General features: G+C 45.7%; 21 protein-coding genes and 4 tRNA genes. 14 read left to right on the top strand and 11 right to left on the bottom strand.

What is annotated here, in order from left to right:
• The first annotated feature begins 47 nt into the window (after positions 1 to 47).
• Positions 48 to 1,181 carry a CBS domain-containing protein gene (locus DK846_RS02400; protein ID WP_109967308.1) on the top strand — a complete coding sequence of 378 codons (1,134 nt, stop codon included), beginning with the start codon at positions 48 to 50 and terminating at the stop codon, positions 1,179 to 1,181.
• Here DK846_RS02400 and DK846_RS02395 read toward each other — a convergent pair.
• Genes DK846_RS02395 through DK846_RS02385 form a run of 3 tightly spaced genes read right to left on the bottom strand, consistent with a single transcriptional unit; the run spans position 1,153 to position 4,892 of the window.
• Positions 1,153 to 2,820 carry a radical SAM protein gene (locus DK846_RS02395; RefSeq protein ID WP_109967307.1) on the bottom strand — a complete coding sequence of 556 codons (1,668 nt, stop codon included), beginning with the start codon at positions 2,818 to 2,820 and terminating at the stop codon, positions 1,153 to 1,155. The genes DK846_RS02400 and DK846_RS02395 overlap by 29 nt on opposite strands.
• Positions 2,810 to 3,436 (bottom strand): 6-hydroxymethylpterin diphosphokinase MptE-like protein, encoded by a 627-nt coding sequence (locus DK846_RS02390; RefSeq protein WP_109967306.1) that lies wholly within the window; start codon positions 3,434 to 3,436, stop codon positions 2,810 to 2,812. Before DK846_RS02390 ends, DK846_RS02395 begins: the two co-directional genes overlap by 11 nt.
• The gene (locus DK846_RS02385; RefSeq protein ID WP_109967305.1) at positions 3,426 to 4,892 is read right to left on the bottom strand and encodes a DHH family phosphoesterase; all 1,467 of its coding nucleotides are present in this window, start codon (positions 4,890 to 4,892) and stop codon (positions 3,426 to 3,428) included. The genes DK846_RS02390 and DK846_RS02385 overlap by 11 nt, the downstream gene beginning before the upstream one ends.
• Before the next feature lie 84 nt (positions 4,893 to 4,976).
• Here DK846_RS02385 and DK846_RS02380 point away from each other — a divergent pair.
• The 6 genes from DK846_RS02380 to pyrI all read left to right on the top strand — a co-directional run bounded on the left by DK846_RS02380 (position 4,977) and on the right by pyrI (position 10,157).
• A tRNA-Lys gene (locus tag DK846_RS02380) sits at positions 4,977 to 5,049 on the top strand.
• A gap of 131 nt (positions 5,050 to 5,180) precedes the next feature.
• Positions 5,181 to 5,253: transfer RNA gene (locus tag DK846_RS02375), tRNA-Lys, on the top strand.
• 62 nt (positions 5,254 to 5,315) lie between these two features.
• A complete protein-coding gene (locus tag DK846_RS02370; protein ID WP_109967304.1) occupies positions 5,316 to 5,504 on the top strand; it encodes a hypothetical protein in 189 nt (62 codons plus the stop codon).
• Positions 5,505 to 5,589: 85 nt separating this feature from the next.
• Positions 5,590 to 8,733 (top strand): HEAT repeat domain-containing protein, encoded by a 3,144-nt coding sequence (locus tag DK846_RS02365; RefSeq protein ID WP_109967303.1) that lies wholly within the window; start codon positions 5,590 to 5,592, stop codon positions 8,731 to 8,733.
• Between the two features lie 63 nt (positions 8,734 to 8,796).
• Complete coding sequence (gene pyrB / locus DK846_RS02360; protein ID WP_109967783.1) at positions 8,797 to 9,693, top strand: aspartate carbamoyltransferase; 897 nt, start codon at positions 8,797 to 8,799, stop codon at positions 9,691 to 9,693.
• Positions 9,690 to 10,157 (top strand): aspartate carbamoyltransferase regulatory subunit, encoded by a 468-nt coding sequence (pyrI, locus tag DK846_RS02355; RefSeq protein WP_109967302.1) that lies wholly within the window; start codon positions 9,690 to 9,692, stop codon positions 10,155 to 10,157. The genes pyrB and pyrI overlap by 4 nt, the downstream gene beginning before the upstream one ends.
• On the opposite strand, the gene DK846_RS02350 is transcribed toward pyrI, so the two are convergent.
• Entirely contained in the window at positions 10,143 to 10,637 is a 495-nt protein-coding gene (locus tag DK846_RS02350) for a phosphopantetheine adenylyltransferase (RefSeq protein WP_109967301.1), read from the bottom strand. The genes pyrI and DK846_RS02350 overlap by 15 nt on opposite strands.
• Before the next feature lie 196 nt (positions 10,638 to 10,833).
• On the opposite strand from DK846_RS02350, the gene DK846_RS02345 reads away from it, so the two are divergent.
• Genes DK846_RS02345 through DK846_RS02330 form a run of 4 tightly spaced genes read left to right on the top strand, consistent with a single transcriptional unit; the run spans position 10,834 to position 14,364 of the window.
• Positions 10,834 to 11,325 carry a gamma carbonic anhydrase family protein gene (locus DK846_RS02345; protein ID WP_109967300.1) on the top strand — a complete coding sequence of 164 codons (492 nt, stop codon included), beginning with the start codon at positions 10,834 to 10,836 and terminating at the stop codon, positions 11,323 to 11,325.
• Positions 11,318 to 12,610, top strand: coding sequence for a CoB--CoM heterodisulfide reductase iron-sulfur subunit A family protein (locus DK846_RS02340; protein ID WP_109967782.1), 1,293 nt, complete (start codon positions 11,318 to 11,320; stop codon positions 12,608 to 12,610). Before DK846_RS02345 ends, DK846_RS02340 begins: the two co-directional genes overlap by 8 nt.
• Complete coding sequence (mtnA, locus tag DK846_RS02335) at positions 12,597 to 13,679, top strand: S-methyl-5-thioribose-1-phosphate isomerase (RefSeq protein ID WP_109967299.1); 1,083 nt, start codon at positions 12,597 to 12,599, stop codon at positions 13,677 to 13,679. Before DK846_RS02340 ends, mtnA begins: the two co-directional genes overlap by 14 nt.
• Positions 13,663 to 14,364: a DUF116 domain-containing protein gene (locus tag DK846_RS02330; RefSeq protein ID WP_109967298.1), complete on the top strand. Its 702-nt coding sequence runs from the start codon at positions 13,663 to 13,665 to the stop codon at positions 14,362 to 14,364. The genes mtnA and DK846_RS02330 overlap by 17 nt, the downstream gene beginning before the upstream one ends.
• Before the next feature lie 7 nt (positions 14,365 to 14,371).
• Here the strand turns inward: DK846_RS02330 and DK846_RS02325 are convergent, their stop codons facing one another.
• Positions 14,372 to 15,217, bottom strand: coding sequence for a geranylgeranylglycerol-phosphate geranylgeranyltransferase (locus DK846_RS02325; RefSeq protein WP_109967781.1), 846 nt, complete (start codon positions 15,215 to 15,217; stop codon positions 14,372 to 14,374).
• An 18-nt stretch (positions 15,218 to 15,235) separates the two neighbouring features.
• A tRNA-Arg gene (locus DK846_RS02320) sits at positions 15,236 to 15,310 on the bottom strand.
• A 60-nt stretch (positions 15,311 to 15,370) separates the two neighbouring features.
• Here DK846_RS02320 and DK846_RS02315 point away from each other — a divergent pair.
• Complete coding sequence (locus tag DK846_RS02315) at positions 15,371 to 16,486, top strand: tRNA (guanine(10)-N(2))-dimethyltransferase (RefSeq protein ID WP_109967297.1); 1,116 nt, start codon at positions 15,371 to 15,373, stop codon at positions 16,484 to 16,486.
• On the opposite strand, the gene DK846_RS02310 is transcribed toward DK846_RS02315, so the two are convergent.
• Positions 16,473 to 17,585, bottom strand: coding sequence for an OBG GTPase family GTP-binding protein (locus tag DK846_RS02310; protein WP_109967296.1), 1,113 nt, complete (start codon positions 17,583 to 17,585; stop codon positions 16,473 to 16,475). The two genes, DK846_RS02315 and DK846_RS02310, sit on opposite strands and share 14 nt — an antisense overlap.
• A 106-nt stretch (positions 17,586 to 17,691) precedes the next feature.
• Between DK846_RS02310 and DK846_RS02305 the strand changes: the two genes are divergently transcribed.
• Positions 17,692 to 17,766, top strand: a tRNA-Glu gene (locus tag DK846_RS02305).
• 142 nt (positions 17,767 to 17,908) lie between these two features.
• On the opposite strand, the gene DK846_RS02300 is transcribed toward DK846_RS02305, so the two are convergent.
• From DK846_RS02300 to DK846_RS02285, 4 genes are all read right to left on the bottom strand, one after another.
• Entirely contained in the window at positions 17,909 to 18,277 is a 369-nt protein-coding gene (locus DK846_RS02300) for a hypothetical protein (protein WP_109967295.1), read from the bottom strand.
• Positions 18,278 to 18,320: 43 nt separating this feature from the next.
• Positions 18,321 to 19,883 (bottom strand): hypothetical protein, encoded by a 1,563-nt coding sequence (locus tag DK846_RS02295; protein ID WP_109967294.1) that lies wholly within the window; start codon positions 19,881 to 19,883, stop codon positions 18,321 to 18,323.
• A gap of 76 nt (positions 19,884 to 19,959) precedes the next feature.
• Positions 19,960 to 20,955 (bottom strand): hydrogenase expression/formation protein HypE, encoded by a 996-nt coding sequence (hypE, locus tag DK846_RS02290; RefSeq protein ID WP_109967293.1) that lies wholly within the window; start codon positions 20,953 to 20,955, stop codon positions 19,960 to 19,962.
• Positions 20,952 to 21,293, bottom strand: coding sequence for a hydrogenase maturation nickel metallochaperone HypA/HybF (locus DK846_RS02285; protein WP_109967292.1), 342 nt, complete (start codon positions 21,291 to 21,293; stop codon positions 20,952 to 20,954). The genes hypE and DK846_RS02285 overlap by 4 nt, the downstream gene beginning before the upstream one ends.
• A gap of 121 nt (positions 21,294 to 21,414) precedes the next feature.
• On the opposite strand from DK846_RS02285, the gene DK846_RS02280 reads away from it, so the two are divergent.
• Complete coding sequence (locus DK846_RS02280) at positions 21,415 to 22,065, top strand: DedA family protein (RefSeq protein ID WP_181391577.1); 651 nt, start codon at positions 21,415 to 21,417, stop codon at positions 22,063 to 22,065.
• Positions 22,066 to 22,081: the final 16 nt, after the last annotated feature.

Here is a 22,081-nt window from a genome sequence, read left to right as displayed (position 1 = left end):
GATCATCCCATCACCATCTGTTTATTGATCTCTACGAATACTGTACTATGGATGGATCATTCAGGATCGGACGGCTCTTTGGAATTCCGGTAATGATACATTTCACCTTTCTCCTGATAATTCCAATATTTGCCTGGCTTATTGGGACTGATATCTCGTATACAGTCTCTATGGTATCTGATCTCTTTCATATTCAGATAGACGATCAGTTGATCACCCAGGGATACATCCCCTATCTTCTTGGGTTTGTGATAGCGTGCGGACTGTTTCTGGGTGTCTTTATCCATGAACTTGCCCACTCGCTCATCGCACGCAGGGCAGGAATCACAATCAACAGCATCACACTCCTGTTTTTCGGGGGTGTTGCATCAATTGATGATCGCGAAACCGATCCCCGGGTTGAGTTCTGGATGGCCCTGGCCGGACCGGCTATGAGTCTGGTCCTGGGATTAATTAGTGCCGCACTGCTTTATGCCACCCCTTTCCTCTTCAACGATCCGGCAATTGCTGGAATGGTTATGTATACATGTGGATATCTGGCAATTCTAAACATCCTCCTCTTTATCTTCAACCTTCTCCCGGCTTTTCCAATGGATGGGGGACGAGTTCTGCGTGCATATCTTGCGCTCAGAATGCCCCTGCATAAGGCAACCAGTATCGCATCCACAGTAGGGAAAGGATTTGCAGTCATATTTGGTCTCATTGGACTTGTTATCTTCTCCCCAATTCTCATCCTTATTGCCTTCTTCATCTACATTGGCGCAGGACAGGAGTCCGATGTTACCAGGTATAAATTCCTGCTGAGGGATGTCACAACAAAAGAGATCATGTCAAGGCCGGTCATTTCAGTTCAACCGGGTATGCCACTCACAGAAGTGATATCCCTGATGTATCAGACAAAACATCTTGGGTTTCCGGTTATTGATCGCGGATATCTGGCAGGGATCATAACCCTGGATGATCTCTCCCGCGTCTCGTCTATTGACCGTGATGCTATGCAGGTGAAGGATACCATGACAAGTGATGTTATCACCCTGACGCCCGATGCCCCGGTTTTTGATGCACTCAGGATCATGACAGAGTACAACATCGGCAGAATACCTGTGATAGAGAACGGTTCAGTTATCGGAATTATCACAAAATCAGATATCTTCACAGTGATGGAACTGCGGGAGATGTAAATACAAAAAGGTCAGGCTGGAGCCTGACTCCAGTTGCCTTTTCAAGTGACTCCAATGTATTGAAAGGACGTTTGGCAAGAATCCGGGCTTGAGCAGATTTGGGGAGCCCGGGTATCCATTTGATGACTTTTGCAGGAAGATCATTGATCGGGACAGGCCAGGGCAGACCAGTCACAGAACGCATCCCATGATCCACAATGACTACGTTCAGGATTGCTTTAACTGGGATCTTCAGAGGTATACCAACCAGAATGGGATAAGAGCCCAGTTGTCTTCCAAACGAGGTATCACCAGATTCTTCAATAATGACATCTCGTAAGACAGTCATTACCGGGTAAACCATTTTGAGCATCGGAAGATCAAACCGTTTTCGTACATCCTCCTTGAACTGACGAAAGAGTCGCTCATCTACCGGAAGAGCATGTTCTGACCATGCACGGGTTCCCTCAAATGGCATCAGTTGCCTGATGTTTACTCTTCTGACAAGAAGGTTCTCTCTCATGATTCTTTCTAGAAACTCCCTGTTCAAGCGGTACGTGTCAGAAGTCTCACCGGCTAGTCCACAAATGAAGTTCAGGCCTGGGAGCAGGTGAGGAACTCCGTTGTCCCGAGAAACACCAACTTCATTGACAATCCTGACAGCCTCCATCACCATATCAGGATCAGCCTTGAGGTTGTTGGCTTTGACAACAGCAGGATCAGCGGTCTCCATCCCAAATGCTGCAACATCGCCGGGAGTATGACCTTTGACTATAACAGAAAGCGCCTCTCTTGAGGCATCCGGATGTCGTGCTATTGTTCCCGGGTTGATATTATCGATGTGCAGGGTCTGGATCTCAGGTGCAGCAGTTCGGATTCCCGTAAATAATTCTTCAAGAATTTCAGGCCTTGGGACTGGAAACTCTCCAGGACCAGCCTGATACGTGAGAAGATCCGGTTGCCGGCCGAGCCTGAAATGCCTTACCCCATGATCTGAGAGGGCTTGAACTTCTGCCTGGATCCCGGTAATATCCCGGTATACCGGTTTACCATAAAATGGCTCGGTACAGAACGAGCATCCTCCGGATTCTGCATGTGAACAGCCGCGTGAAGTCTCCAGCTCGCAGAGGACATATGGGAAGAGAGGATGATCTCTGACAATACCAGCACCGGCAATTGCCCATTCATCCTCAACAGAGTACGAATGGGAAGCAACTGAGTTTGATCCATTCAGGATTGAATCCAGAGCCGTGGCAGGAGATCCTTGTAACAATTGATCAAATCCGAATTCCTCCTGGCGCATGGCTTTCATCCCACCTCCAGGCGAGGACCCAAAAAGAACCGGGCCGCCAAGATATGTAGTCGGATTTCGAAGGGACGATCCAATCTGCCTGATATCAGTATATCCAGCAGGAGTTCCACCAAGGTATTTGCCAGGGACTGTAACTCCTGCAATCATCACAACAATATCAGATCTGTCAGCCCGTGTGAGAAAGGTATGATCTCCTCTTACCTGATCAATGGTACAATATCTGACAGAAAACCCGTGGGATATGAGCACGCCGGCGACAGTTCTGATATAAGGTGAGATATATGGCGGAACGCCGAGACAGGCTGGTTCGTCGACATAACCGTCAATGATCCAGGCTTCAGCAGTCATATCCAATTTCAGAGAGAAGTCTGCGTGCCCAGATTAATTTTCCCTTTTTTACTGGTGTAACAGACTGATCATCACAATCAAACCCTAGAAGATGTATTGCAGACGCCCCACAATCGCGGGCCATGTATACCGCTCGATCTCCGTCTGAAAAACCACCAAAATTGTGGATATTCTTAAAAGGTCGCCCTTGAGTCGTAAGGATCAAAGGGCCTGTAAATTTAGGGACCCATGTTTTAATCCGGGGTATATTGTCACCATGTGCATGAACGACCATAATCGTCCCTTTATTGTTGAGATCAATCGCATACTCATCAATCCCATCGAGATCAGTGACAATGACAACTGGTCTCACTCCGCATGAGAGCAGGACGCTGGCAGCGGCATCTGCAGCAATAACCACGCCAGTTATGTTATCTGCCTGTACCTGGCTCTTTAAACAGGGGGCATTACCACATACGGTAACCGGATGTCCGGATATCAGGTTTACAAGGTCACTGGTTGCATCTGATGATGAAAGATCGACGGCTACATGCGCTGCCCGTTCATCGTCATCAGGATCAAAAGAAAAGTACTCACATATCTCGTGGTAGAGTGGTTCCCAGTCTTCATACCTCACCGGTCTCGTCCTCCAGCAACCCGACGAGCCGGTAAAAATTCTGCAGGATCGGCTCTATAACCATTTCAAGAAGCCCTTTTTTCTCCCGCACTGATGAGAAAACATGGAGCGGAATACTTGCAGCAGCCATTGTTGCATGACCACCGGCATCACCAAGATCAGAAAAGGCCTCGCTCATCACATTCCCGAGGTTCAACCGAAGGTCGCGGTTGCGGCCAGACATGATGATCGCATCATCAGTAATCCCGTACACAAGAGCCGTGCTTATTCCCTCCAGGTTGATGAGCAGATCAGCAGCCTGTGGAAGGGCATCACGGTTGCGAACATACCCGACATTTGAGAAGAGATAACCATTCTTGGTCTTGCGGTTGTTGATTGCATCCCCAATGATATCGATCGTCTCATGAGCATACTGGGGTGACATGATCTTCTCAAGCAGGTCTTCATCACTGTACTTGAGCAGAAATGCCGAGTATTCAAGATCCCTGGGAGTTACATTCCTTCTGAACTGCTTTGTATCAGCCCTGATACCATAAAGCAGTGCGGTTGCAACCATCTGGTCAGGTTCAATCTCCAGTTCTATCAGGTATTCTGTAAGAATCGTTGCACAGGCTCCCGCACTCTGCCTGACATCAACAAAAGGAGCCCGGATGACAGTTCCTGCCTGTGGTTCATAATGATGATCGATGATGATATCAACAGGAGTTGTTGAAAGCAGACCGTTGTTGATGCCTGGCCCTTTACTATCAACAAGGGCGAGATGCGAGCACTCTGCAAGTGTTTCAGGTCGTACTTTCTCCATCTTGATATCAAGAAGGTTTACAAGAGTTCTGTTCTCCTGGTGACCGATGATTCCATCGTACAGGATATGAGTTTCAAGTTGTGGATTAGCCTTTTTTGATATTGCGGCCAAAGCCATGGCACTTGATATTGCATCAGGATCAGGATTAGTATGGGTAATGATTCCCAGTGTCCCGGTCCAGGAACTTAGAATATCAAACAGTTGCTTGGAGAGATGATGTTTTTGAAATTTCTGAAGATGATCTATTGCAGCTGATGCGACAACCTGTTGTGGGTAAAGGACCAGGTCAGCACCTTCCTGTATGAGATCTTTCTCACTAATAGGATCTACCGCACGTGCAACCACATGAACTCGCGGGTACTTCTCCCTGATCGTTCGCATGGCCACACTGTTTGCTTCATGGCTATCGCTGACAACAAAAGCCACATTAAAATCTGCGATACCATGGAGCATATCGGCATCGAGCATATCACGCAGGAATGCCTCTATCTTCTGTTCTCTTAGCTCCTGAACCCGTTCGGGATTATTATCCATGCAGAGGAGTCTTCCGCCCTCCTTTTTGAGCTCCTCCAGAATAAGATACCCCACACTCCCGCACCCGCAGATCAGATAGGTTCTGTTGCCGGGAACTCCCGGGAGGCGATAATCCTGCATAACACTATTATATTAAGCGTTTATACGTTTAAACCAGGCCACGAAATATTTTTATTCTAGATATACTAACATGTTATGGCACAAGGGCTTGTAGCTTAGTCGGTAGAGCGACAGACTCTTAATCTGTAGGTCAGGGGTTCGAGTCCCTTCAGGCCCGTTCTTTTATGTTTCTTTTTTTGAATGAAAGTTTTTCTCATGATATCATATCCCATCATGACCATTCAATATTTTTACAACACTGAATACAAAACATTCATATGCCCACATAGTCTATATGATAAGGCACAAGGGCTTGTAGCTTAGTCGGTAGAGCGACAGACTCTTAATCTGTAGGTCAGGGGTTCGAGTCCCTTCAGGCCCGCTCTTTTATAGTGTTCTTATAATTTCGTTGCTTTTATCTGATCATACTTCCCCTGAGTCCGTATGGCAGATACAACAGAATATATCGGAGTCACCTGCCAGCACTGTGCAGGTGAAGGATGCTGTTTTTGCGACAAGAAAGGAACAGTAGAGGTAACATCCCCTGAACGGATGTGCAGACATTGTAACGGAGTTGGATGCCTGTACTGCGGATACACAGGATGGTCTGGCCTGCGTGGTAAGTACGACTGATCGTGATCAGATTAAGAATCTATTAATAATTTCCTGAAAAATCAATCCATATAACAGATGGTGGTAAAATGGGGGGCATTGAAGTATGATCTCAGTATTCAGACCTGATCCTGAACGGATGCGACTGAAAGGGGATCTTGACGGACTAATAAAAATTGTCAGAACATCTTCTGATACGCCCCTCAGGGTAGAATCTGCACTTGCTCTTGGGAGGATGCAGACACCGCGTGCAGTTCCTGAATTAATATCACTTCTCAGTGACCCTGATCCCAGAGTCGTGGATGCAGCATCAGAAGCGCTTGAGTTTATAGGAAAACCAGCAGTCCGCCCTTTGATAGAGAGTTACAACAGCGCTGATGAAACAGTCACACGCTGGCTGCACAGAACATTGCTCAGACTTGGCCCGTCGGTTGTTCAGGAAATCCTGGCATGTACTCCAATCCTGAATGAAGCAGGAGAGGAACGGGCTTCATATACTCTTCTTAGTTATGGCAAACCAGTTCTTCCAATCCTGGTTAGTGCCCTGGGTTCTGAAGAGCGTCGTACTGCACGGATGGCAGAAGCCATGATCGAGACAGCCGGTCGTGAAGCTGTCCCATACCTGATCCAGGCTCTTGATAATCAGGATGAGGAGGTCAGGGCGCGTTCGGCCGCACTTCTTATTCTCCTTGGTGATCAGGTCGTTGCTGATCTACTCTCCTCATGCTCACAGGACCGGGATGAAACCCGCGATCTTAAATTCTATATTATTCAGGAGATTGGCAGACCTGCTCTTGAACCTCTGTATGATTCACTAAAAGATCCCAACCCGGTTACCTCCTCAATGGCACTCAAGGTCTTCATGGAGATCGGTGATGCAGCTATCGTGCCCCTTATCAGGGGATTATACGATGAAGATCCGGAGATTAGAGCGGTTTCAGAGAACGCATTGATAAGGATAGGGGAACCTGTTGTTGAACACCTTATCAGGGAGATTCCACTTCACAAAGAGAATGACCGGGAACAGATCAGTTCAGTCCTGATACGAATCGGTGAACCGGGAATTCCTCACCTTACTCAGGCGCTATTCAATCCTTCAGCTGATATTGCCAAGACAATTTCAGGCATTCTTCCAAGGCTGGGATCGGTATCAGCTCCCTGGTTACTTCAGGAGATTGAAGAAAGAGGAGATGAAGCAACCGGTCCGGTGTCACGGGTGTTCAGAGAAATGGGCAGACTGGCTTTTCCGATCCTGGAAGATGCCATTCCAACCCGTGGAGGAAAGACTGCCACATTTGCCATTCGAATGCTGAGGGAGATCGATCCGGTAAGGGCCATTGATCCTCTAATTGAAGCCCTCTCTAATCATGACAACAGGGTTCGTGAAGCGGCAATGGATGAATTGATGCAGATGGGTGACATGGTGACGCCCCGGTTCATTCATGTTCTCTCTTCAGGTAATGAGAATGCTGCGATGCTTGCAGATACAGCACTCAGACAGATGGGTTCTGATGCAGCACCTGACCTGGCAGACGCACTTGGTGACGCATTATCAGCAGATCCGGCAAAGATTAGTTCGATTCTTTCTGATATCGGGAGTGATGCTGTGCCCTACCTCATCCCGATGATTGTCCCGGGAAGCCCGGGACAGACTCATGCATACAGTATTATCAAAAATCAGGGAGCAAAAGCAGTTCCAGAATTACTCAATGCGCTTGGGTCGGCAGGACCTGATCTTACCAGGGCAATTAAGGATCTTTTAGCAATATCATTTGAAAAGGAACCCGGAGTTTTCATAGAACAGATGATGAAACAGGGAAAAGGAGTCAGCCTGGATACAATACGTGAGATTATCAGGTCCTCTCCAGAGCAGGTAATTCCCCATCTCATCAATTTGATCAATACTGGTGACGCTGATCAGGTCCAGTTTGCAGGTGATCTCCTCGGACAGTTTGGAGAATCTGCGATAAAACCATTGATAGAAAGTTTGAAACACGAAGAAGATGAGGAACAGAAACTGGTTCTCACCTCGTTTCTGGTAAAAATGGGACCTGCCGCTGTTCCTGCTCTTATTGAGATTTTGAGGGATCCTGAACTCGTAGTCTATGCTGTCGCAGCACTTGGATCAATTGGAGAGCCAGCAGTTCCCTCTCTGATGGATTTGCTTAATGATCAGGATGAGGAGGTCGTCAACTATGCAGGACTATCACTTGCCAGAATAGGGGAACCTGCAATTCCTCCCCTCTTTAATCTCTTTAACGAAGATAAGACGATGGTTCCGCTGATTAGCAGTATATTTGCTAATATGGGAGGAGTGGCATTACCACGTCTGCTTGATGAGTTTAAAGCACTCGAGACAACAGGGCAGCAGGGAAGTGAGCGCGGAATCTCATTGATGTCTATGATCCTGGATATCTCAATGAATGATGCTCCACAGATGCACCATCTTTTCAGTCTCAAGGACCCAGAAATGCAAAGGATGCTCACGGGTATTCTGGTGAGTAAAGGAACCACGGTAATAGATCCCATTATCAGTGCTCTGTTAAGCTGGACCAAACAGACGACACCACATCTGGTTTTACAGACATTTGCAAGTATGAAAGCGCAGGTGATCACAAGGGTCCACCAGGTAATGGAACAACTGCAAGATCGGGATCTTAGAATGATACCCCTCATTCACCTCCTCGGGGATCTTAAGGATCCCTCATCTGCCCCTATCATCTTCAAATCACTTCATGATTCAGACCGCAGAATCAGGATTGCAGCTGTTCATGAACTTGGAAAGTTTGGGCGAGAAGCGCTTGACCCACTTACCAGTGCATTGCAGGATGAAGATCGTGAAGTAAGGGTTGCGGCCATTGAATCAATGGGCGATATTGGTCTTCCCGTTCTTGATCAACTGCTAACAGCTCTCAAAGATGAAGACGGAGACATCAGGGCGGCGGCTATCAATGGGATAGGAAAGATCGGAGAACCTGCAATGTTCATGCTTATCCAGGCGCTCACTGACACGGATCGAAGAGTGCGCCAGGATGTTGTCCGACTGCTTCAGGGATTTGGGTGGGAGCCAAAGTACACCACAGATCGGTTGAGTTACCTCTTTGCACGAGAAGACTGGGATACACTAATCAAGATAGGTCCACCAAGCATGGATATTCTTGCCCGCGGAGTTCAGGATCCGGATCCTGAAGTGAGCAATGCCTGTCGTGAAGCCCTGAAACAGATCAAAAGCAGACTACCAACTGTCTGAACTTGATCAGATTGATGTGAGATCCCACCGTACCGGTTTATGACAACCGGCAGGGCATCACACATGAGACATTATATTTCAATCAGAGATCTGGATCGTAATCAGATTGATCACCTGATAGACAGGGCAGCCAGAATCGCTGTTTACGGTGCTGATGCACAGCCGCTCAAACGAAAAATTCTCGGGCTCCTCTTTTTTGAACCAAGTACCAGGACACGAATGTCGTTTGAATCCGCAATGCTGCGTCTTGGAGGATCATGCATGAACCTTGGCGGTGTTGAGGTCAGTTCGATGGCAAAGGGTGAGACACTTGCTGATACTATCAGGGTTGTCAGCGGGTATGCTGATACAATCGTCCTCAGGCATCCAAAAGTCGGGGCCGCAAGACTTGCAAGTGAATTTGCAGATGTACCGGTCATTAACGGCGGTGACGGGGCTGGTCAGCACCCATCTCAAACACTCATTGATCTGTATACAATTCACCAGTCCATGCCCCTCGACCGGATAAAGATAGGGCTCGTCGGAGATCTGATGTACGGCCGGACTACTCATTCTCTTGCGTATGCGTTAACCAGGTACAATGCCGAGATACATGCAATCTCCCCAAAAGGGCTCGGATTGCCAGAGTCACTCAAGCATGATCTCAGAGAAGCAGGGTGTGAAGTCATCGAACATGATTCAATCGAGGAGATCATCCGTGACCTTGACGTACTGTACGTAACGAGGTTCCAGCGCGAACGATTCCCTGACCCTGCCTCATTTTTCGATGTGGCGGCAAGCTACCGGATAACGCCATCTCTCCTTCAGGGCGTGAAGGACAACCTGATCTTGTTACATCCCCTTCCCCGGGTTGATGAAATAGATCCGGCTGTTGACTCACTTCCCTATGCACGGTACTTTCAGCAGGCACGAAATGGTGTACCGGTCAGGATGGCAATGCTCCTGGAGGTGATGCAATGAACAGCGACAAGTACCAGGAAGGGCTGCTGATAAGCGCAATTCAGAACGGAACTGTGATCGATCACATTACTGGTGGCGAAGCCCTGATTGTTCTTCGGATCCTAGGAATTACAGGGAGCACAAATGAATGTGTCAGTGTTGCCACCAATGTGGTGAGTAGCGCTCTTGGTAGAAAAGATGTTGTCAAGATAGAGAACAGGGAGCTCAAGGACGAGGAAGTAGACAGGATTGCCCTCATCGCTCCTAAGGCAACAATCAATATTATCAGAGAAAGAAGGGTTGTTGAGAAGAAAGGTGTAGATATTCCGGACACCCTTATCGGAGTTCTCAGGTGTCCAAACCCGTGCTGTATTACCAATACCAATGAGCCGGTGAGCAGCAGGTTCTCAGTTCAGGGAAAACGACTTATTTGTGATTATTGTGACACAGTTATCGGGTCTGACATATCATCACACATCATCTGATTTGGTGGAAGCCTGGGACTGGTGATCGATAACATGGCCATGCACATCGATCTCTCCACGCCAGATTCTGGTACTGGAAATCCATTTTCCATCTTCTGCGAGCACGCATCTGATTTGATGGATCTCAACACATGGACGTTTTTTATTCCTACGTAACTGGTTTATCTCTTTAGCTACAGGAAATGTCTCTTCACTCACAATAAGGGCATCAAAGTCAGCATCGAGGGTTGATCCGAACCTGTCATGAAGTTCTTCTATCATCCAGATAGGGGGTACGTTTTTTTCTTTTAGAAATGCCAGCAGGTCTGCTTCCCGATCTTTATAAGGATGAATCGGATGAGATTTACGATCTGCGAAAGCATCGCTGGTCAAACCAATAATTACTTTTCCGTCCGGACCGGCAATATCAAAGGCACGACTGATAAGAAACCGGTGCCCGTCATGCAGAGGGTCAAAGGTTCCCCCAACCATCACCTTCATGTCTGAACATGGTTATGTTCCCTTACGTTTATGGATATTCATAATATTGTCAAATCTGGTTTCAGAACATCGGGTTCATTCGTGAACCACGGAACCGGTGGTTGATCCTTTTATGCCCTTTCGCCGATATGTACACAGGAGTGAACGGATTTATTCCCGGCCAGGTCTGGTTTGTAGGGAAATTCCGTACCAACGTATGAATATCCATCAGCATATTCCACAGGCTGCATTTGTTGCACCGAATGCTACCGTCATAGGAGAGGTCGCTGCAGGCCCTGATATCGGGATCTGGTATGGAGCGGTGATACGGGCAGATAAAGATCAGATATCCATCGGTGCACGTTCCAATATTCAGGATAATTGTGTTGTACATACATCTACGGGCCATGCAGTTTCTATCGGTGAAGATGTCTCTGTTGGACATGGCGCTATTTTACATGGATGCACAGTCAAGGATAGAGTTCTTGTCGGGATGGGGGCCATCGTTCTGAACGGTGCAATTGTTGGTGAGGAGAGTATCATCGGAGCTGGGGCCCTGGTTTCAGAAGGAAAGGAAATTCCTCCCAGATCATTAGTACTCGGTGTTCCGGGAAAAGTAGTAAGGCAGGTGACAGATGAAGAGGTTGCTGCCACATTACAGAATGCCTCATCGTACGTGAAACTGGCACGGGAGCATGCGGGTGAGTGAGGTTGTTGTCATCGGTGGCGGTATTGCAGGTATCACTGCGGCTCTCGATCTGGCAAATCATAATATCCATGTTCACCTGATCGAGCGTGAGCCGACCATTGGCGGACACATGGCAATGCTGGACAAGACCTTCCCAACCAATGACTGTTCCATGTGTATTCTCAGTCCAAAAATGGTGGATGCTGCCCGACATCCAAAGATATCTCTCCACACGTGTACTGAAGTAACACGTATTGAAGGTGATGTGGGAGATTTCACAGTACATGTCACCAGGCATCCCCGTTACATAAAAGAGTCTGAATGTACCGGATGTGACGACTGTGTTGCGATATGTCCTGTTGAGGTATACAATAAATTTGACGCAGGACTTGGAGTCCGTAAAGCTATCTACAAGTCCCATCCACAGGTTGTTCCAAATATTGTAATCCGAGATGCAGAACACTGTATCAACTGCGGACTCTGTTATAGTGTCTGTGGAAAGAAGGCAATTCTTAGAGATCATGAGGATGGAGAAGAGCAGGCCTTCATCAAAGCTTCAGCGGTTATTGTCTCAACCGGGTATGAAGTATTTGATGCTACAAAGAAGCCTGCGTATCATTACCTCAGAATTCCTGATGTTATAAGCAGTATCGAATTCGAGAGGATGATCAACGCAAGCGGGCCAACGAGTGGAGCCTTAAAAAAACGTTCAGATGGTACCAAGCCAAAGAAGATTGTTTTTATCCAGTGTGTAGGCTCTCGTGATTGTGCAATCGGATCTCCTTCATGTTCAGCCGTGTGCTGCATGTACGCCATTAAAAATGCCCTGCTCATCAAAGAAAAATCTCCAGACACCGAGGTAACCGTGCTTTACATGGACATCAGGGCATATGGAAAGGGTTACGAAGAATTCTATGAGCGGGCAATTCGTGCAGGAGTGAGATTTGTGAGAGGTCTTCCCGGAGATCTTTATCAGAATAATGCTCACATCAGAGTTCATGTTGAAAACACGGAAAACCAGGAAATCATAAAAATTGACGCGGATCTGGTAGTCCTTTCTGTCGGAATCAGACCCCAGACCGATGCTGCGGAGATTGCCAAGCGGTTAAATATCAGCCTGGACGACACCGGATTCTATGCCAGCGTTGATCAAAAATCTGAACATATTTCAGCAATAAGACCCGGCATATTCCTCGCAGGAACCTGCCGGGAACCGATGGATATACCAGATACTGTTGCCGAAGGCGGAGCTGCAGCAATGCGTGCGGTCATCAGATGCATGAAGGGGGAGCATGCAGCCCTCTGATACCCCACTAAGACCCGTAACCTTTCACCCGGAGATTCCTGCGATCAGGTACATAGTACAGACACGACTTCCAGAAGAATACCGCGTGGATTCTATAGCAACAGTCAACAGTCTGGTTGATGCTATAAAATGTCTCGACATCAGGGGAGCACCAGCGCTCGGAGTAGCTGGAGCATATGGGGTCGCCCTCGCAACACTGACCAGCACAACATCTGATCCAGAAATTTTTCAACAGGAAGTTTCAGCTGCAGCAGATTTGCTCAGGTCCACCCGACCTACAGCAGTTAACCTGTTTTACGGGATTAATCGCGTCCTCACTGTTGTAAAGCAGGAAAAGACAATAACATCAGCCCGGGATCGGGCAGTCAGTGAAGCTGAAAACGTAGCTGATGAAGACAGCAGAACCTGTCATGCGATTGGAGAACATGGACGAAAAGTTCTTCCTCTTTCATGCAGGATTCTCACCCACTGTAATGCAGGAGCATTAGCATGCAGTGAATGGGGCACTGCACTCGGCGTCATCAGGTCAGCGGTACAGGCCGGTACATTAGTTCAGGTATATGCCTGCGAGACCAGACCACTTCTTCAGGGTGCCAGACTGACAGCCTGGGAACTTGCACAGGATGGGATCGATGTCACAGTTATCACCGATTCAATGGCTGCATCACTCATGAGAAAAGGGATGATTGATCTCGTGGTTGTGGGAGCTGATCGAATTACGGGTGATGCTGTCTTTAACAAGATCGGAACCTACATGCATGCCATCTGTGCACATGCCCATGAGATACCGTTCTATGTTGCGGCTCCATTTTCAACCTTTGATGAGGAGTCTGTTGAAGCAGACATCATTGTAGAAGAACGATCCCGAGATGAAATCGCATACTTTGGAGGGAGAAGAACGATACCAGATACAGTAAATGTATACAACCCGGCATTTGATGCAACACCAGTATCACTGGTAACGGGGATCATCACAGAACATGGTATATTCACTCTGCCTGATGATCTAGCCGAGATCAGAGCAATCAGAAAGAGGAGCTTACAACAGGATCATGACATCAGTCTTTGATCTCTACCCTCATCTGATTACGTTAATAGGCGAGGTAACCGTCCTCTTTATCCTTGGTTGTCTGATTTGTGGATTAATCCTTCTCTTTTTAACAGTTTACGCAATACGAACAGGAAACCTTCTCTTCCCGAGATTCATGCGAGCGGGCCTTATATTCCTCGAAGGCATGATGCGAGGCCTCTTTAAACTTGTTGGTGTTGAGGACCAGGAGTTTCTGCGTATCATGGTAACTCTGCAGAACACACTGAACAGAAAGGCATTCATGGTAATCCCTATTCCTGAGCGTGCCGTTTTTATTCCACAATGTCTCCGCTCTGGAGCGTGTCCTGCTCATTTACACGAAGAGGGGCTCAACTGTCGTTCGTGTGGATTATGTCAGATCGGTGTTGCAAAACCCCTTCTTGAAAAAATGGGATACAAGTTCTTCATTGTGCCTGGTTCTTCATTTATCAAGAGAATGGTGAAACGATACAAACCCAAAGCAATCATCGGTATTGGGTGCCTGATAGAAATCAAAGAAGGAACCGAGATGGCAGGACAACTTAACCTTATTTCTATGGGAATTGTTACCACCCGCGATGGATGTGTTGAAACTGCTGTCAATTGGGATGAGGTATACCAGATTGCTCTTCTTGGTGTCAGTCGTGCAGACGTACCGCAGGAGCTTGAAAAATATTCCTCTTAACACTATTTTATCGAAAGAGCACTGCTGAGAGCAGAAATATCAACAGCGAGGCAAACATCCCGACTTTGATGAACAATGAACTACGTGACTCTTTTATTTCTTCAGATGTTCTGCACCAGAACGCACGAAATGCTCCATAAAGGATTACAATATCTACAGGAATTATTCCGATCAGGTAATAATTTCCCCACCTGAAATAGAGGAAAAGCGATATGATAACCCCGAGCGTGGCAGATGCGACTGCCACCAGAACAGTGCTTTTAAGTCCGTATAAGATTGGCAGTGTTCGTGCTCCGTGAACTCTATCGCCCTGCATATCTTCTGCATCTTTGATAAGTTCACGACTCAGGATAACACCAAAACTGGCACCTGCAACCGGGAGGTTTGCAATCACACCTTCCCATCCTTCAAGGGCCCCTCCAAAGAGAAAGATACTAGCCGAGAGGTATGAGACTGCAAGGTTTCCAAGTAGAGGCATAACCTTGAGGTGGGACGCATATCCCCAGAGTAATACAGAATTTACAACCGCGATAATGATCAGGGGTAGAGGAGCAAATGCGATGCCAATGGCATTCCCAATGAGAAAGAGCAGTATCGCATACACAAGCGCTGTCTTCTGGCTGATCTCACCAGAGGGAATCGGTCTATCCGGCCTGTTAATCGCATCAATTGCCGCATCATGATAGTCATTAATCACATTTCCCGCCGCTGTTATCAGGAGAACCATAAAAAAAATGATCAAAACTGATGGTAGCAGCGTGCCGGTAGCAATGACAAAGGCGAGAACGCCAGCAAATCCGGCCATAACAGCATTGAGTGGCCTGATGATCCTGATAAAAGCTGCAGGTTTCATACAATTCCAAAAGAGGTACGGACGTGGAGGGATTTGAACCCCCGACATTCAGCTTAGGAGGCTGACGCCATATCCTGACTAGGCCACACGTCCTGCCCTATTAGGTGGCATACGGGAAGGTATAAGTCTATCGAACAGCCATTTTTTCAACGAATGGAACTGGAATTGATAGAAGAAGGGAAAACCACCCTGTGGGTTCCCATACATGATAGTACTGCAACGTTTCCTCCAGGCAGCGCTCCTATCTTCTACAATCCGAGAATGGCACTGAATCGTGACGCTACTGTGATCGTTGCAGCCTGCACAGAGCCAAGAACATATCTTGATGCAATGGGAGCTAGTGGTATCAGAGGTTGCCGGGTAGGGTATGAAACAGGGACCACAGTGACGATAAATGACCGCGACCCTGATGCAACAACTCTCATTAAAAAAAATATCGATCATCTGGGTATTGACGCCAGTGCCACCTGCCGGGATGCCAATGCGCTTATGTCAGAAGAGCCATTCGATTTTGTCGATCTTGATCCTTTCGGAACACCGGCACCATTCATTGATGCCGGTATCAGAAGTTCGGTACGGATGATAGGCATTACTGCAACAGATACAGCTCCTCTCTGTGGAGCACATCTCAAGGCAGGAATCAGGAGATACATGGCACGACCCATGAATACCGACTACCATGCAGAGGTCGGTTTGCGGATTCTACTTGGATATGCTGCACGGATGACAGCTAGATATGACCGCGGGATAATACCACAGTTCTGTTTTGCCCACGAGCACTTTGTCAGGCTTCACCTCAAACTTGCCCGTGGCACCCAGGCAGCAGATCAAACCCTGGCACAGATGGGATATATATACCAATGTACGGGATGCCCGTACCGGACCGAAGGATCTGGTTTTTTTCCCGAACCTAAAGTCTGCCCCCATTGTGGCAAACAATTAAACACTATCGGGCCGCTCTGGACCGGAGCAATTCAGGATCCTGAATTTTTATCGGTTATGAATGAACGTCTACCAGGCAGTGGGATTTCTTCACCAGATGAACTCGGAAAAATCCTGACCTGTTGCATGCAGGAACCCGTGATTTCGTTCTCGTACGATTACCACAAACTTGCAAAAGCATACAGGGTATCTCCAGGCCCTATCGCCGGAGTCCTTGAATCATTACAAAATATGGGATATTCTGCCTCAAGAGTTCATTACTCAGGATATTGCATTAAGACCAATGCCCCTCTTGAAACACTTCGTGACTGTCTTACCGCTCAATGATAATCTGGAGTATATCCTCATCTGCAAGAGTATGGGTAAGCCCGACACGTTGAGCCTCGTGCTTGACTGAATCCCCCCATATCCTTGCATACCTGAATTTATCGTAGAAATCACGATGAAGTTTGTGGCAGACATCTTCCACTTTTGCCCCGAGTCTCATAATCAGGGGTTCATCCAGATCAGCTGGTCCGGCAACCGGTTTAAGATACAGACGCATGAATCCAAGGCTGTCGTAAATCGCATCCTTGAGTTCTTCCATGTGATATCCGGCAGCAGCTGAAATCATCACCGGACTCATCTCAAACCGTTCAGTAAGGTCAGCCTCAATCCGTGTACGTTCTGCTTCGTCAATAAGATCGATCTTGTTGACGACTACGATAGCAGGTACATACACCCTGCTTCCCATCAAGGCATCAATAAGATCATCCTGGGTTGCGTTGCCACGGATGAGGATGTCAGCACTTGCAATCCGGTTCTCAGTAAGAATTGATCGTACTTCCTCGATATCAAGATCAAGTGTACCAACAGCATTGAGCCTGACACCGCCGCGTGAAGTTTTTTTGATAGTAATATCAGGCTCTGGCACATTGATTCTGATCCCTGCATCGTATAGTTCACGAATCAGAACATCCACGTGTTTCTCGTTGAAAACGTCTACGAGGATAACGATCATATCTGCTGTTCTGACAACAGCAATTACTTCTTTCCCACGCCCTTTGCCCATCGCAGCACCGGCAATAAGACCGGGAATATCAAGAAGCTGAATCTTTGCCCCCTTATGTTCGAGAGCTCCAGGTACTACTGTCAGGGTCGTAAATGCATATGCGCCAGTCTCACTCTCGGTCCCGGTCAGTTTATTTAAAAGAGTGGACTTACCAGTTGACGGGAAACCCACGAGAACGACGGTTGCATCTCCGGATTTTTTTACTGAATATCCCTCGCCACCGCCACCGGCTTTCATTGCACGGTTGACAGCATCCTCTTTCATCTTGGCAAGCTTGGCCTTCAGCCGCCCGATGTGCTTGGAAGTAGCTTTATTATAGACAGTTTTCTGGATCTCGTCCTCTATTTCTTTTATTTGATCCTCAATTCCTGCCATATATTCCTAATTAATAGGAGTAATAGCCAGATATAGTTGTGGTGAACACGAGCAATTGAATACAGACACGTTCATATAGATAAATGACTGAAATATGTAGGCACCTGCTGATATAGTGTAGTTCGGTCAATCATGTGGGACTCTCACTCCTTCGACTGGGGTTCAAATCCCCATATCAGCATTTGAAATTTTCCGTCTCTTTTTTACAAACACAGATAATAGAAACGCCAGATTTCATAATTCAATCAGATAATAGGCTATATTTGATTAATTTATCAAATCAGAAAAATTTTACTTATTTATTCAGATATAAAAATTATCTGTCAATCACCATAGGTATTAATCAGGAATGCATGGAGCTCACGAAGTTCCTTTTCCCGGTATTTCATCTCATCAAGTTCATTCGTAACCATCTCAATTACCTTGTCGTGGTTTGCATGCCAGATCCGGGCGCCACTTCGGGTCGTTTCTTTTGAGATGAGGCCATCCTTCTCAATTTTCTCCAGATGCGGTTCTATTGACCCACTAAATGAAAATCGGAAAACATCGTGCATAAAAGATTTGATCTTTGTCTCCCTGACTCCATCCGGAGAACCAGAGATGAAATATACTATTTCCCGGCCGGTTAAATCCTGAGATATCTTTCGCCACTCAGATCTATGATAACCTGATTGATCATCTGAATGAGTCATATTCTATAAAAGATTCACATAAATATAAAAATAGAAAGTATTTTTACCACACATATATTGTGTATTCATTGCTATGCATCACTTTTTTCGGTGGATCAATATCTAAAACGTGGGCAAGGCTTTCATCAGTCAATAATGTGTTTTCTTTTCTTGTAAGAATGAAAACATCTGCCCCATCTGGATAATTATACCAATTATCATTATTATTATACGGATACGTCTGGACGCTCTCATTTCCATCAATTGTTAATGCCCTTACAGTTACATCAAATTTTGAAAGATACGTGATTAAATTAGAATCCCAATAATCACTGTAGCCATAATACAATGAATTATTTTTTAGAAAATCTATGAGTTCTGTTTGATTCTGATTTGAATCAATTTCAAATTTTGGATTGGAATAAAAATTCCCAATTAATCCAAAACAGATGAATAAGCATATGAGTATCGTAAATATTTGATTCTTTGAAGAGTAAGAGAGTGATATCAACAAAAGAACTACAATGATTGGATATAGTAAATATTTTTGATGCGATAATCCTTCTGCACTCATACTAGTAAAAACATAAAAAATAAAAAAAACCATAAATGCAAGAATGAGATAGGCTGAAAAAAACTTATTTTTAAAAATTATCAGATTTCGATGAACCAGATATATGGAAAGAAGATAAACAAAAATTGCAATTATTACAATACTAACACCAATATTTTCGATGGTGAACCCATCCCATAACTGGTAAAGATTGTTATTAAGTATACGTGAAAATCCTTCTAAAAAGAACAATATATAGGGAATAATATGAGTAAATGGCTGCATTTCTAAAGGCATATATGGAATAATCCGTGGTGGATCCGGAATTATCGTTTGAATGATCCAATCTCCAAACAAATAACAAATAAGTGAAAAAGTTGCAACAAAAATAAAAAATAAATTTGTAATCTTTGTTTTATTATTAAAAAAGAAAAGATATGCTCCGATTATTGGCATGGTGTAGCATAGTATTACATAGGGATCAGAATAGGATGCTATTGAAATGCAGAAACTAAAGATAATTATCAAAATGAGGGATTTTAAGATATAGTTTTGTTCATGATTCTTTGATATAAAATAACAGGTGAAAATTAAAGCCAAACCACAGAATAAAACTGAAAACATATGAGAAATATCAGCAAATGAACTAAATGCTGAAGAATTTAAGGAAACAAACAAGGCTGCAAAAATCAAAGCACTTGTAATTTTTTTTGTGATATAATACACAAAAAATGAAAAAATGAATACCGTTAAAGCAAATATTAAAAATAATGATAATTTCAGAATTATTGGATCATAATTTGATAAAAATTGTGGGAAAAGATGGAAGATTAGTAATTCCAGGAAATATTTCCCAGAACTTGACAAATACATTTCATGAAACAAGATATTTCCGTGAGCCATAGAATAACTATATAGCCCGAATTGGGCAGAATCGCTATCTAAAATAATATTTGAGTATGATAATAATTTATAATAAAATCCAATAATTATTGCAAAAAGAAGACCCAATTGAAATAATTTCTCTTTTGTATCAAAGAAAGAAAAATGTCCATATATGCTTTTTTTAATCATTATGGATTACCTGACAAGATGCCATATATCAATATTCAAAAAATTATCACTATTTTTAATAATACAATAATCAGTTCTAACACACCCTCGGAACCGGATCACCAAGGGGGGTCTCAATAAACCTCTCACCACCAGCAGCGGTCTCCATGATTACTCCCTTTCCTGAAACCACTCTTCCAACTATTGCAGCATCTTTTCCATATTTATGAGACTTAAGGGCATCAAGGATCTTTTCAGCATCTTCAGCCTTAACTCCCATAACAACCTTTCCTTCATTGGCAACTTCGAGTGGATCAATACCAAGCAGCATTGAGGCACTCTTCACTGCAGACCGGATCGGCAGGGCTTCTTCGGATATCCGTACCTGGACATCTGACTTTCGAGCCATCTCATTGATCGCACTTGCAAATCCCCCACGGGTGGGATCCTTCATTGCATGAATACAACCTGCTTTCATTGCTTCCTGCACCATCCCGGAAAGAGGGGCAACATCTGAGATTATCTGATCGCCAAACTCGAATCCCTCACGGCTCGCAAGGACCGCAAACCCATGATCACCCAGGGTACCGGAAACAATGATCACGTCACCGACCTGCAGGCCACAGTCACGGACCACAGTTTCTACCACACCGATACCAGCAGTGTTGATCATGACCTTATCAAGACTGCCTTTCTCCATTACCTTGGTATCACCGGTAACGAGGGCTACACCGGATTCATTGAGGGCATCATTCATTGAGGCAACAATCCGGTTGATATCCTCAAACTCAAATCCTTCCTCAAGAACCAACCCACAGGAAATTGCGATCGGTTTTCCACCCATCATAGCGATATCATTGATAGTCCCACAGACCGAGATCCTGCCGATATCTCCTCCCGGGAAAAAGAGAGGACGGACAATGTGTGAATCTGTTGTGAAGACGACCTGGGAGTTTCCTATCGGGATAACAGCTCCGTCATCAAGTGATTCAAGACCGATTCCTCCGGCGTTCTTATTGGTGATCTTTGAGACGATGTCTATCACCTCACCCATCACTTCGCCGCCGGCTCCGTGCATCAGTGTTACTTTCATTCCCCTTCAGCCTCTATCTCAATATTAGTAACCACGATCTCCCTCCCCTTCTCAATAGATGGAAGTGCACCACACTTTGGGCAGATATAGATCTCATTGCCCACATACCCGCACTCACAATGCGTTTCAGGCGGTATTACCGAACAGACCATCTTGGCACCGGCAAAGAGTGGTTCATCTTCAATGAGGGTATTGAAGAGAAACTCAACCTGATCAGGGTTGATCATCGAGATCTCACCGACATCCACGCAGACTTTCGTGACCGCCCTGGCATGGTGCTCGATAGCCGCACGCCGTGCAGTCTCAACAATATCATAAGCTATCCCGTATTCATGCATGGGAGGAGACTCCGTCCGGTTCTGCCGGCTCAGGTAGAGGAAAGTCTACTCTAAAATGGTTAAAGCGTTGGATCTGTGTTGCAGCATACTAGAAATGGGGGAACACGATATATCTTCTCTGATGCTAACCGAAACTCTGTCCCAGCTTTTGACAGGTGATATCACCAATGCTGCTGACACTGCCGGTCCTGCATTTTACCTTATCCTGTTCCTGGTAATTCTGCTTGAGAACGGTGTACCCCCCATGATATGGCTTCCCGGAGATTCTCTGCTCTTTCTCACAGGAATGCTAGCTGCAGGAGGGTTTTTAGATATATCATACCTCTTCATCGTGTATACTCTCGCAGGATTCTTTGGATATGAACTCAGTTACCGGCTCGGATACCACGTTGGTCTGCCTTTTGTTACCAGACATTTCTCACGAGTTGTCACTGAGAAGGATCTGAAGCGCAGTGGTGAATTTTACTGCAAATGGGGAAACACGGCTATCACCATCGGACGTTTCATCCCAATCCTCAGGACAGTCATTCCGTTTCTTGCCGGAATCAGCAGGATGAAACCCAACCATTTTACCGCATATAATATTCTCGGTGCATTTCTCTGGCCGCCACTGGTATGCGGGTTTGGATATCTCTGTGCTATCGTTCCCTGGCTCGCTGCATACCGAAGCATCATATTTGCCGGAGTCTCAATACTCTTTTTTTTAAGCATTCTTGGATCATTTGCCCTAATTTTCTATTCCTGGATCCAGTCCCGCGTCCACAGAAATTAGAGATCTGGAGTGTCAA

The organism is Methanospirillum lacunae, assembly GCF_003173355.1.
GTDB classification, from domain to species: Archaea; Halobacteriota; Methanomicrobia; order Methanomicrobiales; family Methanospirillaceae; genus Methanospirillum; species Methanospirillum lacunae.
The sequence above is the reverse complement of the archived record's forward strand: the minus strand, read 5'-3'. Positions and strand labels throughout refer to the sequence as shown.

What these genes read in the sequence shown, in the direction of transcription:
- DK846_RS02400 (WP_109967308.1), top strand. Translation starts at nt 48, where the DNA reads ATGGATGGATCATTCAGGATCGGACGGCTCTTTGGAATTCCGGTAATG.
- DK846_RS02395 (WP_109967307.1), bottom strand. Translation starts at nt 2,820, where the DNA reads ATGACTGCTGAAGCCTGGATCATTGACGGTTATGTCGACGAACCAGCC.
- DK846_RS02385 (WP_109967305.1), bottom strand. Translation starts at nt 4,892, where the DNA reads ATGCAGGATTATCGCCTCCCGGGAGTTCCCGGCAACAGAACCTATCTG.
- DK846_RS02370 (WP_109967304.1), top strand. Translation starts at nt 5,316, where the DNA reads ATGGCAGATACAACAGAATATATCGGAGTCACCTGCCAGCACTGTGCA.
- DK846_RS02365 (WP_109967303.1), top strand. Translation starts at nt 5,590, where the DNA reads ATGATCTCAGTATTCAGACCTGATCCTGAACGGATGCGACTGAAAGGG.
- pyrB (WP_109967783.1), top strand. Translation starts at nt 8,797, where the DNA reads ATGAGACATTATATTTCAATCAGAGATCTGGATCGTAATCAGATTGAT.
- pyrI (WP_109967302.1), top strand. Translation starts at nt 9,690, where the DNA reads ATGAACAGCGACAAGTACCAGGAAGGGCTGCTGATAAGCGCAATTCAG.
- DK846_RS02350 (WP_109967301.1), bottom strand. Translation starts at nt 10,637, where the DNA reads ATGAAGGTGATGGTTGGGGGAACCTTTGACCCTCTGCATGACGGGCAC.
- DK846_RS02345 (WP_109967300.1), top strand. Translation starts at nt 10,834, where the DNA reads ATGAATATCCATCAGCATATTCCACAGGCTGCATTTGTTGCACCGAAT.
- mtnA (WP_109967299.1), top strand. Translation starts at nt 12,597, where the DNA reads ATGCAGCCCTCTGATACCCCACTAAGACCCGTAACCTTTCACCCGGAG.
- DK846_RS02330 (WP_109967298.1), top strand. Translation starts at nt 13,663, where the DNA reads ATGACATCAGTCTTTGATCTCTACCCTCATCTGATTACGTTAATAGGC.
- DK846_RS02325 (WP_109967781.1), bottom strand. Translation starts at nt 15,217, where the DNA reads ATGAAACCTGCAGCTTTTATCAGGATCATCAGGCCACTCAATGCTGTT.
- DK846_RS02315 (WP_109967297.1), top strand. Translation starts at nt 15,371, where the DNA reads ATGGAACTGGAATTGATAGAAGAAGGGAAAACCACCCTGTGGGTTCCC.
- DK846_RS02310 (WP_109967296.1), bottom strand. Translation starts at nt 17,585, where the DNA reads ATGGCAGGAATTGAGGATCAAATAAAAGAAATAGAGGACGAGATCCAG.
- DK846_RS02300 (WP_109967295.1), bottom strand. Translation starts at nt 18,277, where the DNA reads ATGACTCATTCAGATGATCAATCAGGTTATCATAGATCTGAGTGGCGA.
- DK846_RS02295 (WP_109967294.1), bottom strand. Translation starts at nt 19,883, where the DNA reads ATGATTAAAAAAAGCATATATGGACATTTTTCTTTCTTTGATACAAAA.
- hypE (WP_109967293.1), bottom strand. Translation starts at nt 20,955, where the DNA reads ATGAAAGTAACACTGATGCACGGAGCCGGCGGCGAAGTGATGGGTGAG.
- DK846_RS02285 (WP_109967292.1), bottom strand. Translation starts at nt 21,293, where the DNA reads ATGCATGAATACGGGATAGCTTATGATATTGTTGAGACTGCACGGCGT.
- DK846_RS02280 (WP_181391577.1), top strand. Translation starts at nt 21,415, where the DNA reads ATGCTAACCGAAACTCTGTCCCAGCTTTTGACAGGTGATATCACCAAT.